Source organism: Clostridium sp. BSD9I1 (assembly GCF_900185645.1).
Classification (GTDB): domain Bacteria; phylum Bacillota; class Clostridia; order Clostridiales; family Clostridiaceae; genus Clostridium_AK.
In genome coordinates this window covers 1-26,541 of the sequence record NZ_FYAM01000004.1, presented here as the reverse complement: position 1 = coordinate 26,541, position 26,541 = coordinate 1, and the positions used below count along the sequence as shown (strand labels likewise).

Below are 26,541 nucleotides of genomic sequence, written 5' to 3'. Positions count from 1 at the left end.
ACATTTTTGCAAAAAGCCTTAGATATTAAAAAGTCCAGGGTCAATTATAACCCTGAACCTTTTACAACTATTTATTATCTTACTATGCTTCCAGTTGGAAGTTCTTCTGGAACCCCTACAGTAAATAATTTACTATCATCTTCAGTAGCAGCTGCAAGTATCATCCCCTGAGAAAGTTCCCCTCTTAATTTTACAGGTTTTAAATTTGCAACTAAAACTACATATTTTCCCACAAGTTCTTCAGGTTTATAAAACTTTGCTATTCCTGATATTACCTGTCTTTCTTCTCCACCTAAATCAACCTTTAGCTTTAAAAGCTTTTTAGCACCTTTAACTGGCTCGCATTCTATTACTTTAACTACTCTTAAATCTACCTTTTCAAAGTCTTCTATAGTTATTTCTTCTTTTAAAGGCTGGATTTCCACCTTAGCTGGAGCTGCATTTTTCATTTGCTCTTCTTTTAACTTATTTAATTCATCTATTTTAGCATCAACATCTATTCTTGGGAACAAATTGTCTCCTTTTACAAGCTTTGTTCCTGCACTTGTTCCATCAAATGATGCAATACTATCCCAAGTGATGACTTCTACATTAAGCTGATTATTTATTCTTTTACTTGTGTCTGGCAAGAACGCAGAAATTAATACTGAGATTATTCTTAATGACTCTGCTAAATTATATAATACTGTGCCAAGTCTTTCTTTCTTACTTTCATCCTTTGCAAGTATCCATGGAGTGGTTTCATCTATATATTTATTAGCTCTTCCTATAAGTGTCCAAACCTCATCTAAAGCTTCAGGTATTCTTAGATCATCCATGTGCTTTTCAACCTTTAAGTATATACCCGTTGCTATAGAAATAAGATCGTTATCTATATCTTCCTTTGCTGTAGGACTTGGGATCACTCCGTCAAAGTATTTTTCTATCATAGCGGTAGTTCTAGATAATAAGTTTCCTAAATCATTTGCTAGATCTGAGTTAATTTTCTTTATAAATAACTCGTTATTAAATATTCCGTCTGAACCAAATGGAATTTCTCTTAAAAGATAGTATCTTACTGGATCTGTACCAAAGTGATTTACAAGCACTACTGGATCTACTACATTACCTTTAGACTTTGACATCTTTCCTCCATCAACTAAAAGCCATCCATGACCAAAAACTTGTTTAGGAAGAGGAACTCCAAGTGCCATTAACATTATAGGCCAATAAATAGTGTGGAATCTTAAGATGTCTTTACCCACTAAATGAACATCTGCTGGCCAATATTTATTTAGCATGTCTTCATTACCTGTATTATATCCTAGTGCTGTTATATAATTTGCTAAAGCATCTATCCAAACATATATAACATGCTTTTCATCAAAACTTACTGGAATTCCCCAATCAAAAGAGGTTCTTGATACACATAAATCTTGAAGTCCTGGTTTTAAGAAGTTATTTATCATTTCATTTTTTCTGGACTCTGGTTGTATGAATTCAGGATGGGATTCTATGTGCTCTATAAGTTTATCTGCATACTTTGACATCTTAAAGAAATAGGCTTCTTCTTTTGCCTTTTCTACAGGTCTTCCACAATCTGGGCATTTCCCATCTGTTAATTGTGTTTCAGTCCAAAATGATTCACAAGGAGTGCAATACCATCCTTCATATTCTGACTTGTATATATCTCCCTGATCATAAAGTTTTTTAAATATTTCCTGTACAGAGTTTATATGATAATCATCTGTAGTTCTTATAAACTTATCATAGCTTATATTCATCATACCCCAAAGGCTTTTTATACCTGCAACTATTTCATCTACATATTCTTTAGGTGTTACACCCTTTGCTTCTGCAAGTCTTTGTATCTTTTGCCCATGTTCATCTGTGCCTGTTAAAAACATTACATCATAGCCTGTAAGACGCTTAAATCTTGCCATGGCGTCTGCTGCTACTGTTGTATAAGTATTTCCTATGTGCAAATTTGCTGATGGGTAATAAATTGGTGTTGTAATATAATAGGTTTTTTTATTCAATTTCTATTCCTCCTTAGATAAAGTTCTTATATAATAAAAAGCCTCTATAAAGCATATATGCTTTATAGAGGCGTCATTTTTACGCGTTACCACTCTAATTTTCCTTTTCTTCTCAAAAAAGGACTCAATAAGTGAGAAAACTCACTTTGCATTTTAACGGCTGCACCCGAAATATCCTACTTAAATATTTCAGATATTTTGCTCTGGGGCCATGTTCATAAATCTAAATGCTATCGGCTTTCACCTTATCCGACTCTCTTTTAGCACTTCTTATTACTACTCTTCCCATCATTGCATTTCAATTTTAATATTAATACATATATTTTGCCATGTCAACTAGTTGATTTTCCTATTATTTCACTTATTTCTTTTAAATATACTTATATGGTTTTGCTTATCTTGTTTACAATGTATTATAATTAGTGGTGTATTGCTTTAATAAACTTTGCTTCAATGTTATTACTTAAAAGGAGGTACTTATTTGATACGCAAGGATATAATAAAGGATGTTTTAAAATTAGCCCTTCCTGCAGTTGGCGAAATGGTCTTGTACATGATGATATGGGTACTTGATACAATGATGGTTGGCAAATATGGTGGAGAAACTGCTGTAAGTACTGTAGGCCTTAGTTCAGAGATAATGTACAGTTTTGTAAATGTATTTATTTCCGTGGGAATATCTGTTGGAACCGTATCTCTTATCTCAAGAAAACTTGGCTCTAAAGATACTACTGCTTCAGAAGAATTTGCAACTTTAGGACTTGCCATAGGCTCTATGCTAGCACTTATTATTTCATCTGTAGCATTTATATTTGCACCCAAAATTTTATTTTATTCTGGTGCTAGGGATACTGTGCTAAGTAATGGAATAATATATATGAAAATCACCTCCATAGGATTATTCTTTAATATGCTTATGAATGTGTTGAATTCAATTCTTAGGGCAGGTAAAAATACTAAAATCCCTCTTTTAGCATCTGGATTAATTAATATAATAAATTTATTTTTAGATTGGGTTTTAATATTTGGAAAGCTTGGTTTTCCAGAACTGGGAATACGAGGTGCAGCTATAGCTACAGCTATGGCACATATAGTTGGATTTATATTTATAACTTTTTATACGCTAAAAAAATCTCATATAAAACCTCATTTTAAATTTATAAGAAATATAAATATTTACAGAGCTAAAGAACTTATTAAACTCTCAATTCCTTCATCAATGCAAGAAGGAGTGTTCTCTATGATACGCCTGTTAGGTACTATATTAATTATGTATTTAGGCAAAACAGCCTTTGCAGCTAATCAAATTACGACTACCATAGAATCTATATCATTTATGCCTGGAAATGGAGTTGCCATCGCTGCTACAACTCTAGTTGGACATAAAATTGGAGAAAGAGATTTACATGGCGCAAAAGAATACGCTTATACTTGCACATTAATTGGAACAAGTATAATGCTTATGTGCTCCATAGCCTTTTTACTATTCCCTAAGCTTTTAATAAGCTTATTTATAAAACCAAATGAACTTGAAGTAATAGGCCTTGGTACTCTTTGCCTTATGATTGCTTCTATAGAACAACCATTTATGGCAATCTCAATGATACTTGGCGGAGCCCTAAAAGGTATGGGTGATACCAAAACACCATTTATGGTATCCTTAATATCTAGTTGGATTATAAGGTTTCCATTACTGCTTATTTTCATATACAAATTGAACCTATCAGTTATATACGTTTGGTGGATAACTGCCATACAATGGTCCTTTGAAGGCATAGTAATTTTTATTCTATTTAAAAGGAAATTCAAAAAACTTATGCCCCCTACTTAGCTAAGTAGGGGTTTATGTTTTTTAATAAAAAAATAATTTTACAGTAACTACTGCCATTATAGCAGCTGTTAAATCTGCAAGTATCGCAGCCCATAGAGTATGTCTTATTTTTTTTACTCCTACTGCTCCAAAATAAATAGTCACTGTATAAAATATTGTTTCTGTAGAACCCATTATAGTTGACGCCACTCTTCCTACAAAACTATCTGGCCCATAGGTTGTTAAGACATCTGTAAAAACTCCTAAAGCTCCGCTCCCCGATAATGGCTTTATAAGTAGAAGAGGTAAAATTTCTCCTGGAATACCCACATACTTTAGCAATGGGTTACTAATTTGTGTTATAAAGTCTAATATTTTAGCTTCTCTAAGCACAGATACTGCAAGTATCATAGCAAGTAAATAAGGGAAAATCCTTAAGCATATCTTTAATCCGTCTTTAGCTCCCTCTACAAAACAATTATATACCTCTACCTTTTTAATCACTCCATAGGTTACTATTAGCCCTATAATCCCTGGAATAAGAAAATTACCTAAATTCATAATTCCCTCCTAAAAGTATTTCTCAAGTATCTTACATGAAATCACTCCAACTATAGCTGCTAAAGCCGTAGTTATTATGGCTGTAATTATTATCTCTGCTGGGTTTTGTGAGCCTGTAGCTGCCCGTATGGAAATTACAGTAGTTGGTATAAATTGAATACATGCGGCGTTTATAACTAAAAATAATGCCATGTCATTAGAGGCCGTATCCTTATTGGGGTTTAACTTTTGCATATTTTCCATAGCCTTTATACCAAAAGGAGTGGCAGCATTGGAGATTCCCATCATATTAGCAGTAATATTCATAACAATACTACCTAAAGATTCCTTATCTCTTCCTTCTTTTTTAAATATAACTTTTAAAATGGGCCTTAGAAGCTTTGCTAACATTTCTGTCATACCGCTTCTTTCTGCAATTTTCATTACTCCACACCATAAGCACATAACCCCTGCAAGCTTTATAATTATTTCTACAGTACTATTTGTTGAGGCTAATATTGCCTGTGTCATTATATCTGCTCGTCCTGTAATCATTCCCCAAGTTATACCGAAAATTAATATTCCGAACCAAATATAATTTATCATTTTACCCTCCATGGATTATTTGTATATTAATTTATATGTTAATGAACTCTATTGTATTGCAAATAAATTTTATTAATGTTACCATATATAATGTTTTTAAATATAAATTATGGAGGCTATACATGACTTTAAAAGAGATAATGAAATATATAGAAAGTGAATACCATATTATAAATAGTACTCCCTGCGAAGTATGCGGTGGTGAATATTTAGCTGATGGTCTAGATATAGATATAATTAATGGAAATCCTTATGATGTCTGCGATTGTACATGTTCAAAATGTGGCCATGAAAAAACTTTTGAATTTTATGCTCCCTTTATAGATGAACTAACCAATAGTAAATGGAAACAAAACTTAAATTAAAAAGAAGCCCATATGTTAGGCTTCTTTTATTATTTATACACAGGAACTTCAAATGTAATTTTAGGATCCTTGCATTGTAAAACTAAGTTGATTATATTTCTAATTTGCGCATAGGGCCAATTGATATCCGTTGCATATTGATGTGTTGCTGGCGCACCTGGATTAAACTTCATTTTATAAAGTGTATCTTGATTATTAGTTGTATTATTTATATATCCTGAGCCAATAAACTTCGCTCCACCCTTTATAGCATCCTCTGGAGTAAACCACCCTTCTGCATACGCACGTTCTGCACCAAGCTTATTTGGATCGCTATCATAAGCACCTATGCCAAACATATTATAAACTACTTTCTTTCCCTTATCTCCATCAAATTCTATACCCTTAGCAAGTGTTGATGAACCATTTCCTGTTTCAAGTAAAGCATGCGATACAAGATAAATTGGATTTATGTTATTTGTTTTAGCTGCATCAAAAAATGCTTGTCCTTTTCCCTCTAGTATTCCTTTGCCAATTAAAATATTATTTAAATCTTGAACAGTTATACTATCATTTGTATAGCTTAGTTTCATAAACATATACTTGCCATCTTGATCCATAAAATTTTTAGGATTAAGATGATATTTCACTTGATTATAACTGGCCCCTACCCAACCTGAGCCACCTTCACTAGTGGTTGATACACCAGGCTTTGCTTGTTTACTTATTGCATCTGCAAATGTAGTTGTATAATTCTTATTAACTACATCTGTGCTTGATATGCTGTTTATGCATCTTAGATAATCTATGTAATAATTATCATAATCCGTGTTTATATCCTTATAATTTCCTTTAGTATTTGATTTTTTCACATAAACAAGGATTTTATACTTATCTCCATTTTCATCACTAGTAAATTTTTTATTTATGGTGATCTTACCCGAAGAAGCAGTTGTATATCCATTAGTCCATTCCTGAAAATCCTCATACTTCCAAAGTTTCTTGTTATATCTACTTACATATATTTTATACTGAGCATTATCAACATTGGAAGATACATTGAAAGTTTGATATTGATTACTTATTATAGGTTCATATTGCATTTTAAGCGTCCTAACTTCAGCTCCATTTACATATGCAGAACCATCTGAAAATCTAGGTGTTATTGTAAATTTCATTTTCACAGGTTGGTTTAATTTTTTACCACCTAAAGATTCCACTTCTGTACTTACATTTACGTAGTAAGACTTTGCTGGGGTATAACCCTCTACTTTAGGAAGGACTTTTATGGTATTAGCTGTATCACCTGGCATTACAGTAGCTTGTACAGCAGCACCCTTATCATCTGTCACTGTTATATTAGAATTATTTATAGTTTCTTCATTAAGATTAAAATTAAACTTTACTGTCCATACTTTATCTTGAGAAATAGTTGTTTGGCTTTGAAATTCTTTTACACTTGTTGCTGCATGTGATATGTTATAATTACTCGTTGTAAGCGTAAAAAAAGTTGCAAGCATAAGTGCTGCAAAAGACTTCTTCAAAATAATCCCCTCATTTCATCGTTGTTTACTATAATTAGATTATATAAAATTTTAAGACTTTTTTCCATGAAAAAAGTTAATTTATTTTAATATTTTGCTATAATTTTAACTGTACATTAATAAAAGAGAGGTATAAGAATGAAAAAAAATGACCTTGCTGATAATTTTAAAGTAGAAGAAATTAGAATAAATAAGTTTATAAGCGAAAAAGGTGTATGTTCAAGAAGAGAAGCAGATAAGCTTATTTCTTTAGGTAAAGTTACAATAAATGGGGAAGTAGCTACCATGGGGTCTAAAGTAACTTCTACAGATGAAGTAAAACTTGAAGGTAAACTTCTTTCTGAAAAACCTAAATCAGTATATATAGCCTTAAATAAGCCTAAAGGCATAGTAAGCACTACTGATCCAAAAGAAAAAAATAACATAGTAAACTTTATTAATTATCCTGAACGAGTTTTTCATATAGGTAGATTAGACAAGGATTCAGAGGGCCTTATATTTTTAACCAACGATGGTGATATAGTAAATAAAATACTTAGAGCTGGTAATAATCATGAAAAAGAATATATAGTAACTGTAGATAAACCATTAACTCAAGACTTTCTTCAAAGAATGTGCTCTGGTGTAAGAATACTTGGCACTATAACAAAGCCTTGCAAAATATATAAGGAAGGTTCTAATATATTTAGAATAATACTTACCCAGGGATTAAATAGGCAAATTAGGCGAATGTGCGAAGCCCTTGGTTATACTGTAACAAAGCTTAAACGAATTAGAATAATGAATGTTAAGCTAGATAACATCCCCCTTGGCAAATGGAGATACCTTACTAAAGATGAAGTTGACACCATAAATGAATTAGTAAAGAATTCTCTTAAAACTGAAGAAGCCTCTAAATAAAAAGAGGGCCCTTTAATAAGGACTCTCTTTCCTGTAAATTTTTTTGCTATGGTCCAAAAATTATTCCTCTATCATACAAATGCTTTGTGCTGCTATCCCTTCTTTTCTGCCTGTGAAACCCAATCCCTCTTCAGTTGTAGCCTTTATATTTATTTGATTCTCATGTATGCCTAATATATTACTTATATTTTCTTTCATAGTTTCAATATATGGCGCCATTTTAGGCGACTGAGCAATAATTATAGAATCTATATTTACTATTTTAAAGTTTTTTCCCATTATTAGTTCACTTACTTCTTTTAATAACTTTAAGCTATCAATTCCCTTATACTCCTCCTTTGTATCCGGAAAATGTTTTCCTATATCCCCTAAAGCACAAGCGCCTAATATACTATCCATAATAGCGTGTATCAATACATCTGCATCTGAATGCCCTAAAAGTCCTTTTTCATAAGGTATGTGAACTCCACCTAAAATAAGTTTTCTTCCACTTATCAACTTATGTACATCATATCCTATTCCTACTCTCATCATATTACCTCCTAATGTATTCTTTATAATATTTTATAATATTGCTTTCCTTAATTAAACAAAAAAATAAAGCCTGGTATCCCAGGCATATTATACTATATAATTTATGATATATTTTTTCTGTAATTGATTACATTTTCCTTATGACCTTTTTTATTTAAATGGAAAAAGCTTTTTATACTATTAATAATTCTTATATATAAGGGTTCCATACTTTTTTTATTTTTGTGCCTTTTAGAAAAATCAACATATACAACATTATCTTTCATCCACGTCACACCCTTTATAATTTATTTATATTAATATAATACCATAAAATAGATGAATTGTTAAGAAAATTCTAAATATATTTTATGTCTAAAAGCTTCTTTTAACGAAACTTTTAGACATATGATTTGAGGAGAAATTATTTTACAAAAATAGGATCTGCTAGTAACACATATTACATTATATTCATCATACTTATAATTTGCTATTTCATTTTATATTATTTGCTTAATATTTAAAACTAATTCAAATAAAATATGTTAAAATGTTTATTATATTATATATTTTCAAATAGTTATCAACAATTTGTCCACATTTCTGTGGATAATGTTGATATAATTACTTGTTAATTTCAAAAATTTGTAACTTTTTATAGTTAATAACTATAATTAAAAATGTAACCTTTTGTATATATTTGAGGATATATAGAAATCAACAGAAATTTCACAAGTTATACACAGGCAAAATGTGGACAATGTGTATAAGTGTTAAATTGATTGATTATTCTAATTATAATAAAATCTACAAACCCCTTAAAATACAGGGACTTCGTACGTTTTAATAACTAATTTAAAAGGAGTATATATAATGCAAAAATATAAAATTCCTAAATCTTCATTATACTTAACTATACTAATATTTCTTATACTTCCTCTGATTTATTTAATAATTAACCAATACTTATATATTAATAACTCAACAAATAATCAACAGTTTATCCACAAAAATAATGACAACCCTATTAATAATTCTAATAATATCATACCTCCTCAAGCAGATACAAAAAATACTTATTTAAACCGAAGCTTCTCCGGCCCTAATTTAAAACATAATAATGAAGGAATACCTGTGATTATGTATCATTCCATTTCTAATAAAAAGGGTAATGAAATTCAAATGTCTAAAGACCTATTTGAAGCTCAAATGAAATTTTTAAAGGATAAAAATTATACTACCTTATCTTTAGATGAACTTTATGATTTTATTACTTTCAATAAACCTATTCCCCAAAAGTCCGTTGTACTAACTTTTGATGACGGCTATGTTGATAATTATTTAAACGCCTATCCAATATTAAAAAAATATAACTTCAGAGCAACCATATTTGTTATTACAGATAATGTAGATAAATATAGTCATACTATAAACTCCTATCAAATTAAAGAAATGTCCTTAAATGGGATAGATATTATGAGTCATACTGAAAACCACGAAGACCTTTCAACGCTTAATTATGATAATCAATTATATACTATGAAGACCTCAAAGAAGTTTTTAGAAAAAATTTTAGATAAAAAGGTTAATTATATCGCTTATCCTTATGGTCGATGGAATAAAGATACTTTGAAGGCTGCTAAAGATTCTGGTTATACTATGGCATTTTCTACAAGCGGAACTTGGACAGACGAATCAGATGGTATATATAAATTAGATAGAGTATATATAAGCTCTAATTTTAACTTAACGGAATTTGAAAGAAGATTAACAAACAGAAATTACAACAATATTCATTCTAAAAATATACCATCTCAATAACAAAAATAGACATAGAACTCATTAATTCTGTGTCTATGTTTTAACATTTTATATGAATTAAAATTGGCTTTTTAACACTGAATAGTGCCTCTTATGGATTGTTTTATCCCATCTTTCATATTTGTCCACAATTCCTTATAGCTTATCCACAATTTTTGTGCATAATTTTTGTTTTTTAAACAACTACACTTCCAATTATATAGGGACTTGTGAACATTGTCCACATTTACCCTGTTGATAACTTGGACAAGATACTGTGGAGTACTTAGACATTTTCTTTCTTAATTCATGCAATTTTTTATATTATTCTGCAAGTTTTTTTACATTTTATTACAAATAACACATCATGATAATTTATCTTATTTCTTACTTGTATTACCCATAACCTTATATGCATTTATTAAAAAACTAGGGATGCCTTTAGGTAAAGGCATCCCTAGTTTTTTAATAAAAAATTTATATACTACTCATACCATGATAAATATACTTAGTTTATTATTTGTGTGCAATTACTTCAATTTCTACTAATGCACCTTTGGGCAATTTAGCCACTTGTACACAGGAACGTGCTGGATAAGCTTCTTCAAAATATTGTGCATATACTTCATTTACTTTTGGAAAATCATCCATATTTGTTATAAACACTGTACTTTTTATAACATTATTGAAATTTAATCCTTGAGATTCTAATATGCTCTTTACATTTGTCATAGATTGATGAGTTTGAGCAACAATTGCATCTTCACCTGTGACTATTTCTCCTGTATTTGGATTTACTGGTATTTGACCTGATAGAAATACTAGGTCTCCAACCATTATTCCCTGTGAATATGGGCCTATAGCCTTAGGTGCTAAATCTGTTGAAATAATCTTTTTCATTTCTTCTTCCTCCTTTAAACTATTCATATTAATGATATACTAAATTTTAGCCAATTCCACCATAGAATATGCCAAATATATAAACTATTATAGTAAGTCCACAAAATACATATCTAGTCATTGGCTCAAACCAAGAGCCTAATTCCTTTTTACAACCTAATTGTACCTGTTCTCTTGCAAATTTTGGCCCACAAACCCAGAAAAACATAATTCCAGCAAGAAGCGCTCCTAAAGGAATAACGTAAATTGATATTACATCCATCCAAACACTAAGTTTATTTCCATCTTCAAGCACTATTCCAGCAGCTGCTCCAACTAATGCAATAGCAGCAACTGAAACCTTTCTAGAAAGGTTAAACTTAGCTTGTAATGCCTCTATTGGAGTTTCAAATAAGTTCATTAAAGATGTGATTCCAGCAAACAAAACAGCTATAAAAAATATAATTGAAAATAATTGTCCCATTGGCATTTGTTTAAATACACTTGGCATTGTAATAAACATAAGCGGAGGCCCTGCTGCTGGATCCATTTTAAATGCAAACACTGATGGTATGATTACAAGCGCTGCCAACATTGCTGCCATTGTATCAAAGACAGCTACATACTTTGCACTTTCCACAACATTCTCGCTTTTCTTTAGATAACTTCCATATACTACAGTTCCTGAACCTGCTAATGAAAGAGAAAAAAATGCTTGCCCTAGTGCATATACCCAAGTTTTAGGATTTCCAAGGAACTCCCATCTTGGAATAAATAGATACTTATACCCTTCCATAGCTCCTGGTAGTGTTGCAACACGAATAGCAAGTATTAAAAATAATACAAAGAATGCAGGCATCATCACTTTGTTAACCTTTTCTATTCCATTAGAAACCCCTGCAAGCATAATAATAAATGTTAAAGCTAGTCCTATCATATGCCAGCTAAGACTTCCCATATTGCCAGCTATAGCTCCAAAATATGCTCCGCTATCCTGTGCCTTTACTAAAGAACCTGTAATTGATCCTACAGCAAATCTAAGTATCCAACCTACAACTACTGAATAACCTATAGCAATCCCTAGTGACCCTATTACTGGAATAAGTCCAATAAGATCTCCATGTTTCTTTCCTCTTCTCTCCAATGCCTTTTGGAAGGCTCCTAGCGGCCCCGTTCCCATTGCACGCCCAAAGGACATCTCGCCAATAACTCCTGTAAATCCAATAACTATAACAAATATAAAATATGGTATTAGAAATGCTGCTCCTCCAAGCTGTCCTACACGATAAGGAAACATCCAAATATTACCCATACCTACTGCTGATCCAATACATGCTAAAATAAAACCAACTTTCGAATCAAAGGTATCACGATTAATCTCATTATTCAATTGGGTGGAAAGGTTTTCTTGATTGTTATTTCCCATAACCTCACTCCTCATAATATAATTATAACACCTAACAGGAATCCTGTTAATTTAACATTATCATTAACTTTTTTCATGCAATATATAATTGTGAGACAATAGCTTTTGACGTCATTTACGAAAGGTTTTTTAGATAGGTATTAGTTGGGGTTTTTAAATTATTGAATTACATAAATATAGAAAGCGAAAAAGAGTTTAGCATGAAAACTTAGTTTTTCATGTTGGATACCGATTGTACCTCTTATCTCTTTTCCACTTTCTACACAATGAATCTGATATTTTTTTGTTATCAATCTTCTCATTGCTAACGGCAACGAAAGTAGTGATATAGAAAAGTGAAAAATATGCAAAAACATCTAGCTATAATTTAAATATTTCCCGTAAAATATATATCTTGCTATTTTACGGGTATATCTTGTTATTTTACTGGCTCAAGACTTGCTTGGAAGTGACGAAGAATTGGTGGTTCCCATGTAATTCTGTAACCACTTACAGTATTTGCTCTTTCCTTAATTGCAATAAGAGCATCTGCCATAATATCAATATGAGCTTGAGTATATACACGACGTGGAATTGCAAGTCTTGTAAACTCAAATTCTGCATGAAGTTGTTTTCCTGTATCAGGGTCATTACCTAACATATAAGATCCAATATCACATGTACGAATTCCTGCTTCTTTATAAAGCTCTATTGCTAAAGCTTGTCCTGGGAACTCATTATATGAAATATGTGGGAACATAGCTTTTGCGTCTACAAATACTCCATGTCCTCCTACTGGGGATTGATACGCTATACCTGCTTCATCTAAGCGTCCTGCAAGGTATTCCATCTGTCCTATTCTATATCTTAAATAATTTTCGTCTAATCCCTCATAGAGACCAATTGCTAATGCTTCAAGGTCACGGCCTGAAAGTCCTCCATAAGTAATAAATCCTTCAAATGAAATTGTACGACCTTTGCATAATTGATATAATTGTTCATCTTCTTTAATTCCAATTAAACCACCCATGTTTACAATAGTATCTTTCTTAGCACTCATTGTAAACATATCTGCATAGCTAAATACTTCTTTGATTATTTCTTTTATAGATTTATTTTCATATCCAGGTTCACGTTGCTTTATAAAATAAGCATTTTCTGCATAACGTGCCGCATCTATACAGAACTTTATATTATATTTCTTACAAATTTCAGATGTTTCTCTTATATTTTGAACAGATACAGGTTGTCCCCCTGCTGAGTTATTTGTAATTGTCATAATAACAAGTCTAACTTTCTCTGCTCCATATTCCTTTATTAATTCTTCAAGCTTTACAACATCCATATTTCCTTTAAATGGCACTCTAAGTGATGGATCTGCAGCTTCTGGAACAACACAATCAATTGCTCTTGCACCTGCAAGTTCAACATGTGCTCTTGTTGTATCAAAATGCATATTAGATATAGAATATTCTCCTTTACCCATCATTAATCCAAAAAGAACCTTTTCTGCTGCACGGCCTTGATGTACAGGCTGAATGTACTTATATCCAAAAATATCTTGCGCTGCTTCAACTAATTTAAAGTAACTAGAAGCTCCTGCATATGCTTCGTCACCTCTCATTACTCCAGCCCATTGCTCTTGACTCATTGCATTTGTTCCACTGTCTGTTAATAAATCGATATATACGTCTTCACCTCTAAGATTAAACAAGTTATACTTGGCCTCAGCAATTTTTTCTTCTCTTTCTTCACGAGTAAGCATTTTAATTGTTTCTACCATCTTAATTCTAAATGGTTCTGGTACATATTTAATAGCCATATTAACAAACCCCCATCATCTAATTTTAATTTATCTTAATTATAGATAAATTAATATGTAATAAATAATTTATATAATTTAAATTTTCAAATTATTTATCCGTTAATAGAATTGTATCACCATTATAATTTTCAGTCAATACTATAATCTATTTTTTATCATTTTTTTCTAGTAAAAACCATTTTTTTAATATTTTGTTCTGAATTATTGTTTTGTATACGATTTCTTAATGAATTCATTTTATCTTACAGATAATATTTTATTATCATAATAATTTTTTCATTTATCCTCTTGAAATATATTACTGTTCATGATATTGTATAATATAATATATAAAGTAATAAAGTAGGTGGATAAAATGAATAAAGCTACCTTAGATCAATATATTAAACTTGTTGAGTTTTTAGGGAAAGTCTTAGGTCCCGATTATGAAATTGTGCTTCATGATTTAACAGACGAGAAATATTCTATTATAGCCATTGCAAATGGACATGTTAGTGGACGAAATATAGGTGCCCCTTTAACAAACCTTGGGTTAAAGATTATGGCAATGGGAAGTTACAAAAATAGTGATTATGTTATTAATTATAATGGTGCTTCAAAGACCAATAGAGTTTTGCGTTCATCCACTATGTTTATTAAAGACGATACTGGAGAGGTTGTTGCAATGCTATGCATTAATTTCGATGATAGTAAATATGTGGCCATCAGTGAAGAAATTTTAAAACTATGTCACCCTAATGAATTAATCCTACAAAACAAGTCTTATGATTCAGTTAATTCAGTTTTAAGCGATGTTCCTGAAAATTTCTCTGAGTCCATTGCAGAGGTCACAGAAACTGTTTTAAATGAAGTTTTATCTGACAAAAACATTCCTGTTAATCGTCTTACTCAAGATGAACGACTTAATATAGTAGATGTATTAAATCAAAAGGGAATATTTATGCTAAAAGGAGCCGTTAGCGAAGTTGCTAAACAACTCCACTGTTCAGAGCCGAGTATTTATCGCTATTTAAACATTCTTAATAAAGATAAAAATTAAAATTATAGTTATCCTATCATTATCTATAACTCTAACCATAAAAATCCAGCTCCTAAAGAGCTGGATCTTTTTATATTAACCTTAATCTACCTACTAATTTCCCGTAATATATTTATTTAGTATACTAAACATCCAAAGAATATTTATATACTTCTGATTTTGGCATTTTTCTATCCCTAGCTACCATTTTTATTGCTTCCTTTTTTATATGCCCCTGATCTACATAACTTTTTATATGTTCTTCTACACTCATATTTTCCCATAAAGCTTTTTCTTCTCTATCTATTTCTTCTACGGTCTTTCCTTGTAGCACTAATACATATTCCCCTCGCGGAGATATTTTTTCATAGTGACATATAGCTTCCTCTAATGTTAGTCTTAATACTTCTTCATGTAGTTTTGTAAGCTCCCTACATAAAGCAATTTTTCTGTTACCTAAGCTTTCTCTTAGAAATGTTAAAGTGTTTAAAAGCCTATGTGGAGCTTCATAAAATATAAGTGTTTCAGTTCTACCTTTTAAATCCTCAATTATAACCTTTCTATCCTTGTTTTCCCTTGGCAAAAAACCTGTAAATAAGAACTTTGTAGTATCCATACCTGATGAAACTAATGCTGTTGTAATAGCTGTAGCCCCTGGAAGTACCTCAAAAGGTATTTCTTTTTCTATACACTTCCCAATTATTACGCTTCCAGGATCTGAAATTCCTGGAGTACCTGCATCACTTACTAACGCTATGGTATTTCCTTCATTTAAGCGTTCTATAATACTACCGCTTCTATCTTCTTCATTATGCATATGATAGCTTATAAGTGACTTTTTTATATTATAATGATTTAATAATTTTAAGGTTTGTCTTGTATCCTCTGCAGCTATTATATCCGCTTCTTTTAAGGCTTCTAGGGCTCTTAAAGTTATATCCTTTAAATTTCCTATAGGCGTAGGAACTATAAATAATTTACCTTTACTCATTTCTATCATTCTCTCTTCCATATATTTCATTGATTTCCTCTGTATAATCACCCTTTTCATCATAAACATAAAGGGTATTTTCCCACTTTAGAAACCTTCCTCCATTATTTTGCCCTTCAATAAGAACAATATTTGCAGCTTTGTTTACTGATGGTTGAACCATCCTGATAGATTTAGGCTCTATTTTATATTTTCTCATAATACAAAGTATGTCAGCTATTCTCTCTGGCCTATGTACCATATATAATCTTCCTCTGTGTTTAAGTACTGCCTTTGAAGCCTTAATAACATCTTCTAATGTGCAACATATTTCATGCCTAGCAATAGCATCTTTATTACTTAAGTTTATAATACCAGTATTTAAAATTTTGTATGGAGGATTTACTGTAACTACATCTACCTTTTCTAAGCCACTTAGCATTGCTTCATCCTTTAAATCTCCACATAAAAAAGATACCTTATCTTGTAAGTTATTATACTCAACACTTCTTAAGGCCATATCTACCATTTCTTCCTGTATCTCTATACCTTTAATAGACTTTAATTGATTTTTTCCTGTTATTACAAATGGAATTATTCCTGTTCCACTACAAAAATCAATTACTTTATCATTTCTTTTTATCTTTGCAAAATTAGCTAAAAGTACCGCATCTACTCCAAATCTAAATCCATGTTTTTTTTGTATCACATATATACCCTTTAAATTAAGATCATCTAATGTTTCATCATCTTTTATTAAATTATAATTTTTCATCCTAAATTCCTCTCCATAGAAAAGTTTCTCTAGATAATTATTTATTAAGAAGGTTGAAATGTCAAATATATTATAAATAAAAAAAAGACCACTTCAAAGTGGTCTTTTTTATTATTCTGCTACTGGAGCTCCTACTGGACAAACATTAGCACAGTTTCCGCAGTCGATGCAAGTGTTAGCATCTACAACGAATATTGAATCTCCTTGGCTTATTGAGTTAACTGGACATTCTGGTGCGCATGCTCCACAACTTATACAAGTATCATTAATTACGTATGCCATTATGTAAACACCTCCTTAATAATTTGGACAAGTATATCCGAATTCTATTTTACCACGTTCCTTAAAATTTTTAAAGAGATTTTTACAAAATAGTATACCCTAAATCTTCTACTGATTCCAGTATATTGTCTAAAGATAAAAAATACTCATCGTAGACTACATTAACTTCCTTATTTTCTAGATTTATTTGACAAGCTATGACTCCCTCATTATTAGAAATACCATTTCTAATCTTGTTCACGTCTACCATGGTTTTCATATTACATATCTTTAAAGCAGCTTTCATAATTGCCTCCTAGTTTTCCTTGAATAATTCCTTAAGTATATCCTTATCCTCTTCTTCTACTTCTATTTTTATGTCTTCTTCACTTACAGTTCCTTCATAGGCACCTGATATTAAAGTAATTTCATCTATTGAAATGTCCTTTATAAATTCTTCTCCATTTTGAGGCTTTATCTTCACTCTTACACTTTCTTTAACTGTATTATTCCCAATAACCTCTCCTTGGCCATATTCACTATTAATTACTGATCCTATTTTAGGCAGCCTTTTTCTAATTCCCTCATAAGTTTCCTGTTCAAAATTCAGGCAACACATAAGTCTTCCACATATTCCAGATATCTTAGTAGGATTTAATGATAAATTTTGCTCCTTAGCCATCTTTATAGATACTGGAACAAAATCACCCAAATATGATGAACAACACATAGTTCTACCACAAGGTCCTAGTCCACCTATCATCTTTGCTTCATCTCTTACTCCTATTTGCCTTAGTTCTATTCTAGTCCTAAATATAGACGCCAAGTCCTTTACTAACTCTCTAAAATCCACTCTTCCATCTGCAGTAAAGTAAAATATCACCTTATTATTATCAAAAGTATATTCTACATCTATAAGTTTCATTTGAAGATTATGCCCTTGTATCTTTTCTGCACATATTTTAAATGCTTCCGAAGCCTTAGTCTTATTTTCTGAGTGTCTTAATTCATCTTCTTCTGTAGCTTTTCTTATAACATTCTTTAGTGGGCTTACTATCTCATCCTCACTAATTCTCTTTTCTCCTATAACACACTCCCCGAATTCTACTCCTCTTGCAGTCTCTACTATTACATTTTCTCCTTGATTTATCTTAAGTTCTCCAGGGGAAAAATAATATATTTTTCCAGCCTTTTTAAAACGTATTCCTACAACCTTTACCATATATGATTATACCTCCTGTATATCAAGTAGCATTGATTCAAATACTAATCCTACATTTACATTTTTCTCAAGTTTAACCCTTGTAGATTTTATTATATCTATAATATCATTTAACTCATTAAAAGAAAACATTTCAGATAACTTCTTTATGTCCTCTATCTTATCTACATTAATAATCATATCTATATTATTTATTTCTTTATATATCAAAGAGTCTCTTATAAAGGAAAAAAACCACGTAAGCGCTTCATTCCACTGACCTTTATACTTTACAAGTATATCTTCATAATGCCATATATCAAAATCCTTACCTTTTATATTTAATAGTATATCTAAGGCTAAACTTCTTATTTCCTTTAAAGACTTATCTTCAATGTACTTTTCTGCTCTTCCTGGAATGCAGTCACTAAATGCCATCATAGAATGCACTTCTTCTTTATTTAAGTTTGAATACCTACCTATTATAAACCTTTCCATTTCTTCACATGTTAAGTGATGTAACTTATAGGCTTGACATCTAGAACGTATTGTATCAAGCAATGAATCTAAATGCTCACACAATAGCATAATATATACTCCACTTGGTGGCTCTTCTATTGTCTTTAAAAAAGCATTTTGAGCTTGATTGGTCATCTTATCAGCTTCATATATAATTATTACTTTTTTATTGCCTTCATAAGGCTTTGAGTTAATTTCTTCTATTAACTTTTCTATTTCATCTACTCCCATGGATTTTTTGTTTCCACTAATTCTTGCCTCTATAATATCTACACATTGTCTATTTCTATCCTTATTCAATAATTCATATGCTATATCTCTGGCAATTAAACTTTTTCCTAATCCATCCTCTCCAGTAATAATGGATGCATGTGAAAAACGTCCATTATCTATAGAGTGCATTATCTGTTTCTTTATAGCTTCATGTCCTATAATATCCTTAAATAACAAATATATATTCCTCCATTAGATCTTTTCAAATCTATCTACATCTATAACAAATACTGTAGCTCCACCTACTTGAACTTCTATAGGATAAGGTACATATACACCTGTAGAGCCTGCCACAGGTGATGGAGAAGTCACAATCTGCTTTCTTGTCTTACAAACTTCCTCTATAATTTTTATTACCTCATCAACTCTTTCCTTTTCCACACCTATCATTAAAGTAGTATTTCCTGACTTTAGAAAGCCTCCTGTTGTTGCAAGCTTTGTTACCCTATAATTAGCTTCAGTTAATACATCTACTAGATCTATTGCATCATCATCTTGTACTACTGCAATTACAAGTTTCATATATACCAACCCCCTCATAATAAAATTATATATACTTTATTATACCCTTTTAACATTATTATAGAAATATTAAATTATTTCTGTTAATGATTTATATATACTTTCATGAATTTCATCTATGGTCTTTATACTTTCGTTTTCTACACATTTAATTTTATCCCAATTATACTTGTCTGCAATATAACAGGCATTATTATAAGATTGTATAAGATAACTATTATTTCTTTCATGTATATCCTTTTCTTTGTTCCCTGTAAACTTATTTTTTCTCTCCATCATAAGCTTAAAGCTATATTCAGGCGGCATATCTAAGAACAATACTTTATCTGGCACTGGTAGCCCCATTAATTTAAACTCTAACTCCCATAGCCAATCTAAAAACTTTTCCTTTTCACTTATATCATTTATTTTAGATGCTTGGTGTACCATATTAGAGGTAGTATATCTATCTGCGAGTACTATGCCTCCCTCTTTATAAAACTGTTCCCATTCCTTTTTAAATGACGCATATCTATCTACTGCATAAAAAGTAGATGCTGCATAGGCATTTATATCTTCTGGATTTTGACCAAACTCTCCATTTAAATACATCTTTATAAGTGCTGATGAATTACTTTTATAATTAGGGTATTCTATTTTTAATACCTTATATCCTTCTTTAAGCAATCTTTCATATAATTTATTGGTTTGCGTAGCTTTACCGCTACCGTCTCCTGCCTCAAGCACTACTAGTTTTCCCTTATACATCTCACTTTTTAACATATATTCCTCCAAATTAAATTTACATATGCAAAATTTTTATATATCCATTTTGTACTCCAATTACTTCTATATCATTTTCTATATAATATTTTAACACATTTATGGCTTCTTTATCTATTAACTCCCCTGCCATTAGAATCGGTACTCCTGGGGGATATGGTATGATGCTTTCCCCGCATATATGTCCTTCTGAATTTTCTATTTTTATCAGTTTTTTATCTTTATCTAAGCTCTCGTATGGTGCCATATATGCCTTTGGAATCTCATATGATAGCAATGGCACATCTTTCATAAGAAATTCTTTATATGGCATCGTCGAAAGTACTTCATAAAGATGTTGAAACTCTTCTTCAGTATTAAATGGTGAAAATATAAGGACTATATTATATAAGTCACTCATTTCCGCCTGTATACGATTTTTTCTTAAATAATTTAAAACTAAATTTCCACTTACATTGTTTTTAAAGTTTATAACATAACGAGTTGTATCTAAATTGCACTCATATATACCTAAATCCTTATCCTCTAATATACGCAGATAATTTAACCTTTTTAGCTTTTCTTTATACTTATTAGATAAATTAATCAAGTTACTATATGCTTCCTTTCCATAACTTTGCATATAATATCTCGCATAATCCATAGATGCCATAAGCATATAAGAAGGGCTTGTACTATTAAATATAGTAAAATAGAACTGAGCCTTATCTATCAGCTTACTATTATTTATATGTAAATATGAAGTTTGAGTAAAACTCGGCAACGTTTTATGACAACTCATAACTACCATATCAGCTCCTAAATGTACTGCATTAGTTGGTAATTTTTCATGAATACCATAATGTGCTCCATGAGCTGAATCTACTAATAAATACATATTATTTTCTTTTGCCATAAGGGTTATTGATTTCAAATCACAAGCTATACCATAATAATTTGGATATGTTAGAATTATAGCTTTAGCATCTGTATTTTGTTCTATAGCTCCTTTTAATTCTTCCATATCCATACATACTGGCAAATTAAATTCCTTATGAAGTTTACTTCCTACATATATTGGATTTAGCTTTCTTAAAATAATTCCATTATAAACAGATTTATGACAATTTCTATCTACTATTACTTTATCGCCTTCTTGGAGTGCGGAAAATATCATTATTAAATTTCCGCTAGTACTTCCATTAACTAAAAAGTGGGATCTTTTGCTATTATATAATTGTGATAGGAGGTCTTCTGCCTCCTTTATAATTCCTTCAGCATTGTGAAGATTATCTAAACCGTCTACTTCGGTAATATCACAATTTATAATTAAGCTTGCCATTTCATTTCCTATATCAGTGGCTAAAAAACCCCGGCCATTTTTATGTCCAGGCATACAAAATGAAGCATTATTTTCCTTTACATAACTTAAAACCCCTTCTACAAGTGGTAATTTTGACAATTATTATCCTCTCCTCTTATCATAGGGTATATCATATATTTTCTTATACAGTTCTTATAGTATCTATAAAAATCTGTATTCATATCAGTACTAATTATTCTTTTCTCACAATCTAAACAAACACCATTTCCATTTATCATTATACCATTACCTAGAGGCTTTCCGCATATTATACAATGTAATTTTTTCATAAATATCCCCCTTAAGATTTCTTGCCTTAATTATTGCCTCTCATAATATATTTTATTCACTACATTGTCCAAATTTATTTTGTCCACATAAATATATATAAATTTTTAGGAAATAATATATATTGAATTTTAAAGGATGGTGTAATATATTATGAAACAAGAAATTATTGGTTACTTAGAATCCATAAAAGAAGATCTATTTGAAATTAGTTCCTATTTATATAACAATCCTGAAGAAAGTTTTAAAGAATATAGCTCTTGTGAGTACCTATGCAATATTTATGAGAGATTTGGGTTTAAGGTTAAAAAAAATATTATAGGCATGCCTACTGCTTTTTCAGCTGAGATTGGAAGCGGTCATCCAAAAATTTGTTTTATATGCGAATATGATGCAGTAAAGGATCTTGGTCATATAACTGGCCACAATTTGTTATCTGCTATATCCACGGGCGCAGCACTAGGGCTATCAAAGGTAATATCAAAACTTGGAGGAAGCATAATAGTTCTTGGCTGCCCAGGTGAGTTTTTAGGTGGTTCTAAAGTTACAATGGCAAAACAGGGTATATTTGAAGATATTGATGTGGTGCTAGTTGCACATCCAGATATAATTACAGCTGAAAGCGGCACTTCTATGGCACTTATTCCACTAAAAATAAATTATAAAAGCGACTATGGATTAAGTTACAGGCGAAAGGGTAATTATTCTGCCTTAGATGCTTGTATGCTCACCTTTAACTCACTGAACATATTATCAAAGGGTTTCGGTCCTGCCTGCAGTATTGATGGGGTTATAGTTCAGGGTGGCAAGGATCCTCACTTGCTTCCTAATGAAGCTGAATCAAAATTTTATATAAGAGCTACAAAAATGCACTACGCTGAAGCTGTTGAATATAAAATTCGCTCACTTTCTAAGTGTCTGGGTGAAATTATGAATATAAATGCTGAGTGTTCTATTTATGAAATACCCTATGATGAGCTTATTACCAATTCCACATTATCGAGGTTATTCTCCCATAACCTAAAAGAAGCAGGTATTATAGACATTCAAGGGCCCAAGGATACTTATTCCGGTCTTAGTTTAGGTACTGTTAGTCATTCAGTTCCATGTATACATCCTTATATATCTATAGTACAAGATAATAGTATTAAATATTCATCTAAAGAATTTGCTCTAGCAACTATATCTGACTTTGCTAAAAACATAGCATTAAAAGCATCTCATGCCTTAGCTTTTACTGCAATAGATATTATACAAAAGGAAACCTTACTTCAAGAATCTAGGGAGGTACTTAATAATTCCTTAGAAAAACGAAAAGATTAGCCTTCATTATGAGGCTAATCTTTTATTTCTATTAAACTTTAACTTTTCAATCAAATTATTACTAGGCTCAAAGTAAAATTTCTTTAATTTATCTCCCTGCCTATAAACGCAACAATAAGGATTAAAATTTAATAGGGAACATATATACTTCTTATTATTTATAGTTGTTATATTAATAGTTTTTTGCTTTTCTATATATTCGATATCCTTAACTTTTATATTTTCAACTACCTTATCATCATTACCCTTAATCCTATGAATTATAAATTGATCTGCTATTAATGAATAGGTATATCTAACTCTACATTTTGTTACTTCTAACACTAAAACTAATGTAACTAAAGCACCTGTAAGCACAATCAACATACTGCCTATATACAATCCTTCAATTACTTCAGTAAAGAACAATACTATTAAGATTAAAGTAAACAATTTAATTAAAGAAGCAAGTTTTCTTCTACAAATTGTTTCTTTATGCATATTGCCCATAATAAACCTCCATACACTTTGTCCTCTTAATTGATTTAACATACAGATTATACTAGGGATTTAAAGTTTAATCCATGTCCATATTACGCTATAATTATTCTTAAATTGTCATATAGGACAACTATGTTAGCATGATATAGAGTTGTACATATTAACTTGAATATGCTAAGCTTATCTATAGAGTTTAATATTTTTTATGAATTAAAAGTTTCTTATTGACACTTAAATGAATAAATTTATTCATTATGACATTAGGTTATAGACATAACTTAACTTTTAGTTATAATATAATTACAACTAGATTTCAGCATAAGGAGGGATAACATGATATCAATATACAAAACTTCTGAGGAAAACAACATGTGTACCTTACATCAATTAGAGAATATAGAACCAGGATGTTGGGTAAATATTGTTGCTCCATCAGATCAAGAGTTATTGTTAATTTCTAAAAAGGCTAATATATCCATAGAATTCTTAAGAGCAGCAATGGATGATGAAGAAACATCTCGTATAGATAGTGATGAAAATAAAAATATATTACTTCTCTTAGATATTCCATTTACTGAAATGGAAGAGAATTCATTAACCTATGATACCTATCCACTAGCTATAATACACACAGAAACTATGCTTATAACAATTTGCCTTAAAAATAGTAAAATACTACTTGATTTTATAGATGGTAAAGTAAAGTCTTTCTTCACCTTTAAACGCTCAAGATTTATACTTCAAATATTATATAAAATTGCAGGTTATTATTTAATTTACCTAAGGCAAATAGATAAAAAAAGCTCAATGGTTGAAAAAAGACTTCATAAATCTATGAAGAATAAAGAACTAATTCAATTGCTCTCTCTGGAAAAATCTCTAGTATATTTTTCAACTTCATTAAAATCCAATGAAATAACCTTAGAAAAAATGTTAAAGTTAGAAATAATGCAAAAATATCCAGAGGATCAAGACATATTAGAAGATGTTATTATAGAAAATAAGCAGGCAATAGAAATGGCTAATATCTATAGTAATATACTTACAGGAACCATGGATTTCTTTGCTTCGGTAATTTCTAATAACTTAAATATTGTGATGAAGTTATTAGCTTCTGTAACTATAGTAATGTCCATTCCAAATATGATTTCTGGTATGTTTGGTATGAATGTAGGTGGTGTTCCATTTGGTCAGTATGCTTACGGATTTTGGGCAGTATTTGCAATAATGAGTTTTATATCACTAATTGCTATAATTATTCTTAATAAAAAAGATATGTTTTAATAATATTAAAACATATCTTTAAATAAAAAATCCCAATCATATTGATTGGGATTCTTCTATGGAGGCGCCACCCGGATTTGAACCGGGGAATAAAGGTTTTGCAGACCTTTGCCTTACCACTTGGCCATAGCGCCATATATCATTTACGTTACTTATAAATGATACCATCTAAATGCTCACTTGTCAACAACTTTTAGATGGTATTTATAAATTACACCTCTTCTATTACTTCACCTAATATCTTACCTATACTATCATATATAACTAAGGATGCTCTATTATCATAATCAGTTGTTGTCTTATTAATTAATATAAGATGCTTTCCATTAAAATATTGAACTAAGCTGGCTGCTGGATACACGACTAAAGATGTTCCCCCTATTATAAGTACTTCTGCATTTCTTACATGATATATCGCCTTATTTATAACATCCATATTTAAAGCCTCTTCATATAAAACTACATCTGGCTTTACAATAGAACCACACTCATCACAATGTGGAATTACTTGGTCAGAGTTCATTACATGATCTAAATCAAAACTTTTTTTGCATTTAGTACAATAATTTCTATGTACACTCCCATGAAGTTCTATAACATTTTTGGAACCTGACTCTTGATGTAATCCATCTATATTTTGAGTTATAACAGCCTTTAGTTTTCCTAACTCCTCTAATTTAGCTAAACTATAATGTGCCTTGTTAGGTTTAGCATTTCTATATATCATCTTTTCCTTATAAAACTTGAAAAACTCATCTGTATGTTTTTTAAAAAAACTATGGCTTAACATTACCTCTGGAGAATACTTATAGTTATTCTTTATCTCATAAAGTCCCTGTGAAGACCTAAAATCTGGTATATTGCTTTCAGTAGAAACACCTGCTCCTCCAAAAAATACTATATTGGAACTATTTTTAATAATCTCTTTTAACTTTTCAGTGCTATTCAATAAAATCACTCCCAGCATATATTAGTATAAATATTATATACCCAGCGGCTTTAAAGTGACAACAAAAAACTAAAAAACACATCAGATTAACTGATGTGTTTCCTACCTGGCAACGACCTACTCTCCCACCGGGCCTCCCCGGCAGTACCATTGGCGCTTTGAAGCTTAACCTTCGTGTTCGGAATGGGTACGGGTGTTACCTTCAAGCCATAATCACCAGATATATAGAAAGAACTATGTTCTTTCAAAATTGCACAGAGTAATAAAATTCTAGATCAAGCCCTCGACCTATTAGTATCAGTCAGCTGAATGCATTACTGCACTTACACCTCTGACCTATCAACCTTGTGTTCTTCAAGGGGTCTTACTAGCTTACGCTATGGGAAATCT

At 30.9% G+C, this 26,541-nt stretch carries 27 protein-coding genes, 1 tRNA gene, 2 rRNA genes and 1 other annotated feature; of the genes, 7 read left to right on the top strand and 23 right to left on the bottom strand.

Going from position 1 to position 26,541, the window contains the following annotated elements; all coding sequences use genetic code 11:
• Positions 1 to 74: 74 nt before the first annotated feature.
• The gene (gene metG, locus BSD9I1_RS00645; RefSeq protein ID WP_186428691.1) at positions 75 to 2,018 is read right to left on the bottom strand and encodes a methionine--tRNA ligase; all 1,944 of its coding nucleotides are present in this window, start codon (positions 2,016 to 2,018) and stop codon (positions 75 to 77) included.
• 63 nt (positions 2,019 to 2,081) lie between these two features.
• Positions 2,082 to 2,319 (bottom strand) — a binding site (T-box leader).
• A gap of 180 nt (positions 2,320 to 2,499) precedes the next feature.
• Between metG and BSD9I1_RS00640 the strand changes: the two genes are divergently transcribed.
• Positions 2,500 to 3,849: an MATE family efflux transporter gene (locus BSD9I1_RS00640; protein ID WP_186428690.1), complete on the top strand. Its 1,350-nt coding sequence runs from the start codon at positions 2,500 to 2,502 to the stop codon at positions 3,847 to 3,849.
• 21 nt (positions 3,850 to 3,870) lie between these two features.
• On the opposite strand, the gene BSD9I1_RS00635 is transcribed toward BSD9I1_RS00640, so the two are convergent.
• Together BSD9I1_RS00635 and BSD9I1_RS00630 are read right to left on the bottom strand one after the other, a co-directional pair.
• Positions 3,871 to 4,389, bottom strand: coding sequence for a spore maturation protein (locus BSD9I1_RS00635; protein ID WP_186428689.1), 519 nt, complete (start codon positions 4,387 to 4,389; stop codon positions 3,871 to 3,873).
• A gap of 9 nt (positions 4,390 to 4,398) precedes the next feature.
• Positions 4,399 to 4,974, bottom strand: a complete 576-nt coding sequence (locus BSD9I1_RS00630; RefSeq protein ID WP_186428688.1) for a nucleoside recognition domain-containing protein — start codon at positions 4,972 to 4,974, stop codon at positions 4,399 to 4,401.
• Between the two features lie 122 nt (positions 4,975 to 5,096).
• On the opposite strand from BSD9I1_RS00630, the gene BSD9I1_RS00625 reads away from it, so the two are divergent.
• Entirely contained in the window at positions 5,097 to 5,339 is a 243-nt protein-coding gene (locus tag BSD9I1_RS00625; RefSeq protein WP_035304585.1) for a hypothetical protein, read from the top strand.
• 29 nt (positions 5,340 to 5,368) lie between these two features.
• Here BSD9I1_RS00625 and BSD9I1_RS00620 read toward each other — a convergent pair whose 3' ends face one another.
• Complete coding sequence (locus tag BSD9I1_RS00620) at positions 5,369 to 6,862, bottom strand: N-acetylglucosaminidase (RefSeq protein ID WP_186428687.1); 1,494 nt, start codon at positions 6,860 to 6,862, stop codon at positions 5,369 to 5,371.
• A gap of 138 nt (positions 6,863 to 7,000) precedes the next feature.
• On the opposite strand from BSD9I1_RS00620, the gene rluF reads away from it, so the two are divergent.
• Positions 7,001 to 7,762, top strand: coding sequence for a 23S rRNA pseudouridine(2604) synthase RluF (rluF, locus tag BSD9I1_RS00615; RefSeq protein WP_186428686.1), 762 nt, complete (start codon positions 7,001 to 7,003; stop codon positions 7,760 to 7,762).
• Positions 7,763 to 7,822: 60 nt separating this feature from the next.
• Here rluF and ispF read toward each other — a convergent pair whose 3' ends face one another.
• Positions 7,823 to 8,293 (bottom strand): 2-C-methyl-D-erythritol 2,4-cyclodiphosphate synthase, encoded by a 471-nt coding sequence (gene ispF / locus BSD9I1_RS00610; RefSeq protein ID WP_186428685.1) that lies wholly within the window; start codon positions 8,291 to 8,293, stop codon positions 7,823 to 7,825.
• A gap of 855 nt (positions 8,294 to 9,148) precedes the next feature.
• Between ispF and BSD9I1_RS00605 the strand changes: the two genes are divergently transcribed.
• A complete protein-coding gene (locus BSD9I1_RS00605; protein WP_186428684.1) occupies positions 9,149 to 10,096 on the top strand; it encodes a polysaccharide deacetylase family protein in 948 nt (315 codons plus the stop codon).
• 495 nt (positions 10,097 to 10,591) lie between these two features.
• Here BSD9I1_RS00605 and BSD9I1_RS00600 read toward each other — a convergent pair whose 3' ends face one another.
• From BSD9I1_RS00600 to BSD9I1_RS00590, 3 genes are all read right to left on the bottom strand, one after another.
• Entirely contained in the window at positions 10,592 to 10,975 is a 384-nt protein-coding gene (locus tag BSD9I1_RS00600; RefSeq protein WP_186428683.1) for a RidA family protein, read from the bottom strand.
• A gap of 46 nt (positions 10,976 to 11,021) precedes the next feature.
• The gene (locus BSD9I1_RS00595) at positions 11,022 to 12,380 is read right to left on the bottom strand and encodes a sodium-dependent transporter (RefSeq protein WP_186428682.1); all 1,359 of its coding nucleotides are present in this window, start codon (positions 12,378 to 12,380) and stop codon (positions 11,022 to 11,024) included.
• Positions 12,381 to 12,798: 418 nt separating this feature from the next.
• Positions 12,799 to 14,181: a tryptophanase gene (locus BSD9I1_RS00590; RefSeq protein ID WP_186428681.1), complete on the bottom strand. Its 1,383-nt coding sequence runs from the start codon at positions 14,179 to 14,181 to the stop codon at positions 12,799 to 12,801.
• Positions 14,182 to 14,539: 358 nt separating this feature from the next.
• Between BSD9I1_RS00590 and BSD9I1_RS00585 the strand changes: the two genes are divergently transcribed.
• Positions 14,540 to 15,223 carry a transcriptional regulator gene (locus BSD9I1_RS00585; RefSeq protein WP_186428680.1) on the top strand — a complete coding sequence of 228 codons (684 nt, stop codon included), beginning with the start codon at positions 14,540 to 14,542 and terminating at the stop codon, positions 15,221 to 15,223.
• Positions 15,224 to 15,347: 124 nt separating this feature from the next.
• Here the strand turns inward: BSD9I1_RS00585 and rsmI are convergent, their stop codons facing one another.
• The 10 genes from rsmI to BSD9I1_RS00535 all read right to left on the bottom strand — a co-directional run bounded on the left by rsmI (position 15,348) and on the right by BSD9I1_RS00535 (position 22,117).
• Positions 15,348 to 16,202, bottom strand: a complete 855-nt coding sequence (gene rsmI, locus BSD9I1_RS00580; RefSeq protein WP_186428940.1) for a 16S rRNA (cytidine(1402)-2'-O)-methyltransferase — start codon at positions 16,200 to 16,202, stop codon at positions 15,348 to 15,350.
• A complete protein-coding gene (locus tag BSD9I1_RS00575; protein WP_186428679.1) occupies positions 16,186 to 16,947 on the bottom strand; it encodes a tRNA1(Val) (adenine(37)-N6)-methyltransferase in 762 nt (253 codons plus the stop codon). The genes rsmI and BSD9I1_RS00575 overlap by 17 nt, the downstream gene beginning before the upstream one ends.
• 111 nt (positions 16,948 to 17,058) lie before the next feature.
• Positions 17,059 to 17,229 carry a DUF362 domain-containing protein gene (locus tag BSD9I1_RS00570; protein WP_035304567.1) on the bottom strand — a complete coding sequence of 57 codons (171 nt, stop codon included), beginning with the start codon at positions 17,227 to 17,229 and terminating at the stop codon, positions 17,059 to 17,061.
• Between the two features lie 82 nt (positions 17,230 to 17,311).
• Entirely contained in the window at positions 17,312 to 17,515 is a 204-nt protein-coding gene (locus tag BSD9I1_RS00565; RefSeq protein WP_035304565.1) for a heavy-metal-associated domain-containing protein, read from the bottom strand.
• 9 nt (positions 17,516 to 17,524) lie between these two features.
• Positions 17,525 to 18,430 carry a stage 0 sporulation family protein gene (locus tag BSD9I1_RS00560; RefSeq protein WP_186428678.1) on the bottom strand — a complete coding sequence of 302 codons (906 nt, stop codon included), beginning with the start codon at positions 18,428 to 18,430 and terminating at the stop codon, positions 17,525 to 17,527.
• 6 nt (positions 18,431 to 18,436) lie between these two features.
• Entirely contained in the window at positions 18,437 to 19,378 is a 942-nt protein-coding gene (locus tag BSD9I1_RS00555; RefSeq protein ID WP_186428677.1) for a DNA polymerase III subunit delta', read from the bottom strand.
• Positions 19,379 to 19,393: 15 nt separating this feature from the next.
• The gene (locus BSD9I1_RS00550; RefSeq protein WP_035304559.1) at positions 19,394 to 19,723 is read right to left on the bottom strand and encodes a cyclic-di-AMP receptor; all 330 of its coding nucleotides are present in this window, start codon (positions 19,721 to 19,723) and stop codon (positions 19,394 to 19,396) included.
• A gap of 69 nt (positions 19,724 to 19,792) precedes the next feature.
• Positions 19,793 to 20,470 carry a thymidylate kinase gene (locus tag BSD9I1_RS00545; RefSeq protein ID WP_186428939.1) on the bottom strand — a complete coding sequence of 226 codons (678 nt, stop codon included), beginning with the start codon at positions 20,468 to 20,470 and terminating at the stop codon, positions 19,793 to 19,795.
• A gap of 34 nt (positions 20,471 to 20,504) precedes the next feature.
• Positions 20,505 to 21,926, bottom strand: coding sequence for an aminotransferase class I/II-fold pyridoxal phosphate-dependent enzyme (locus tag BSD9I1_RS00540; protein WP_186428676.1), 1,422 nt, complete (start codon positions 21,924 to 21,926; stop codon positions 20,505 to 20,507).
• On the bottom strand, positions 21,905 to 22,117 hold the full coding sequence (locus BSD9I1_RS00535) for a sigma factor G inhibitor Gin (RefSeq protein WP_186428675.1): 213 nt from the start codon (positions 22,115 to 22,117) through the stop codon (positions 21,905 to 21,907). The genes BSD9I1_RS00540 and BSD9I1_RS00535 overlap by 22 nt, the downstream gene beginning before the upstream one ends.
• 151 nt (positions 22,118 to 22,268) lie before the next feature.
• On the opposite strand from BSD9I1_RS00535, the gene BSD9I1_RS00530 reads away from it, so the two are divergent.
• Entirely contained in the window at positions 22,269 to 23,438 is a 1,170-nt protein-coding gene (locus BSD9I1_RS00530) for a M20 family peptidase (RefSeq protein ID WP_186428674.1), read from the top strand.
• 6 nt (positions 23,439 to 23,444) lie between these two features.
• Here the strand turns inward: BSD9I1_RS00530 and BSD9I1_RS00525 are convergent, their stop codons facing one another.
• Entirely contained in the window at positions 23,445 to 23,927 is a 483-nt protein-coding gene (locus BSD9I1_RS00525) for a hypothetical protein (protein ID WP_186428673.1), read from the bottom strand.
• A 324-nt stretch (positions 23,928 to 24,251) separates the two neighbouring features.
• Between BSD9I1_RS00525 and BSD9I1_RS00520 the strand changes: the two genes are divergently transcribed.
• On the top strand, positions 24,252 to 25,202 hold the full coding sequence (locus BSD9I1_RS00520) for a magnesium transporter CorA family protein (protein WP_186428672.1): 951 nt from the start codon (positions 24,252 to 24,254) through the stop codon (positions 25,200 to 25,202).
• 59 nt (positions 25,203 to 25,261) lie between these two features.
• On the opposite strand, the gene BSD9I1_RS00515 is transcribed toward BSD9I1_RS00520, so the two are convergent.
• The 4 genes from BSD9I1_RS00515 to BSD9I1_RS00500 all read right to left on the bottom strand — a co-directional run.
• Positions 25,262 to 25,336: transfer RNA gene (locus BSD9I1_RS00515), tRNA-Cys, on the bottom strand.
• A gap of 77 nt (positions 25,337 to 25,413) precedes the next feature.
• Complete coding sequence (locus BSD9I1_RS00510; protein WP_186428671.1) at positions 25,414 to 26,169, bottom strand: NAD-dependent protein deacylase; 756 nt, start codon at positions 26,167 to 26,169, stop codon at positions 25,414 to 25,416.
• Between the two features lie 86 nt (positions 26,170 to 26,255).
• Positions 26,256 to 26,372 (bottom strand): 5S ribosomal RNA (rrf, locus tag BSD9I1_RS00505).
• Between the two features lie 50 nt (positions 26,373 to 26,422).
• Positions 26,423 to 26,541: ribosomal RNA gene (locus tag BSD9I1_RS00500) — 23S ribosomal RNA — on the bottom strand; the annotation flags it as partial.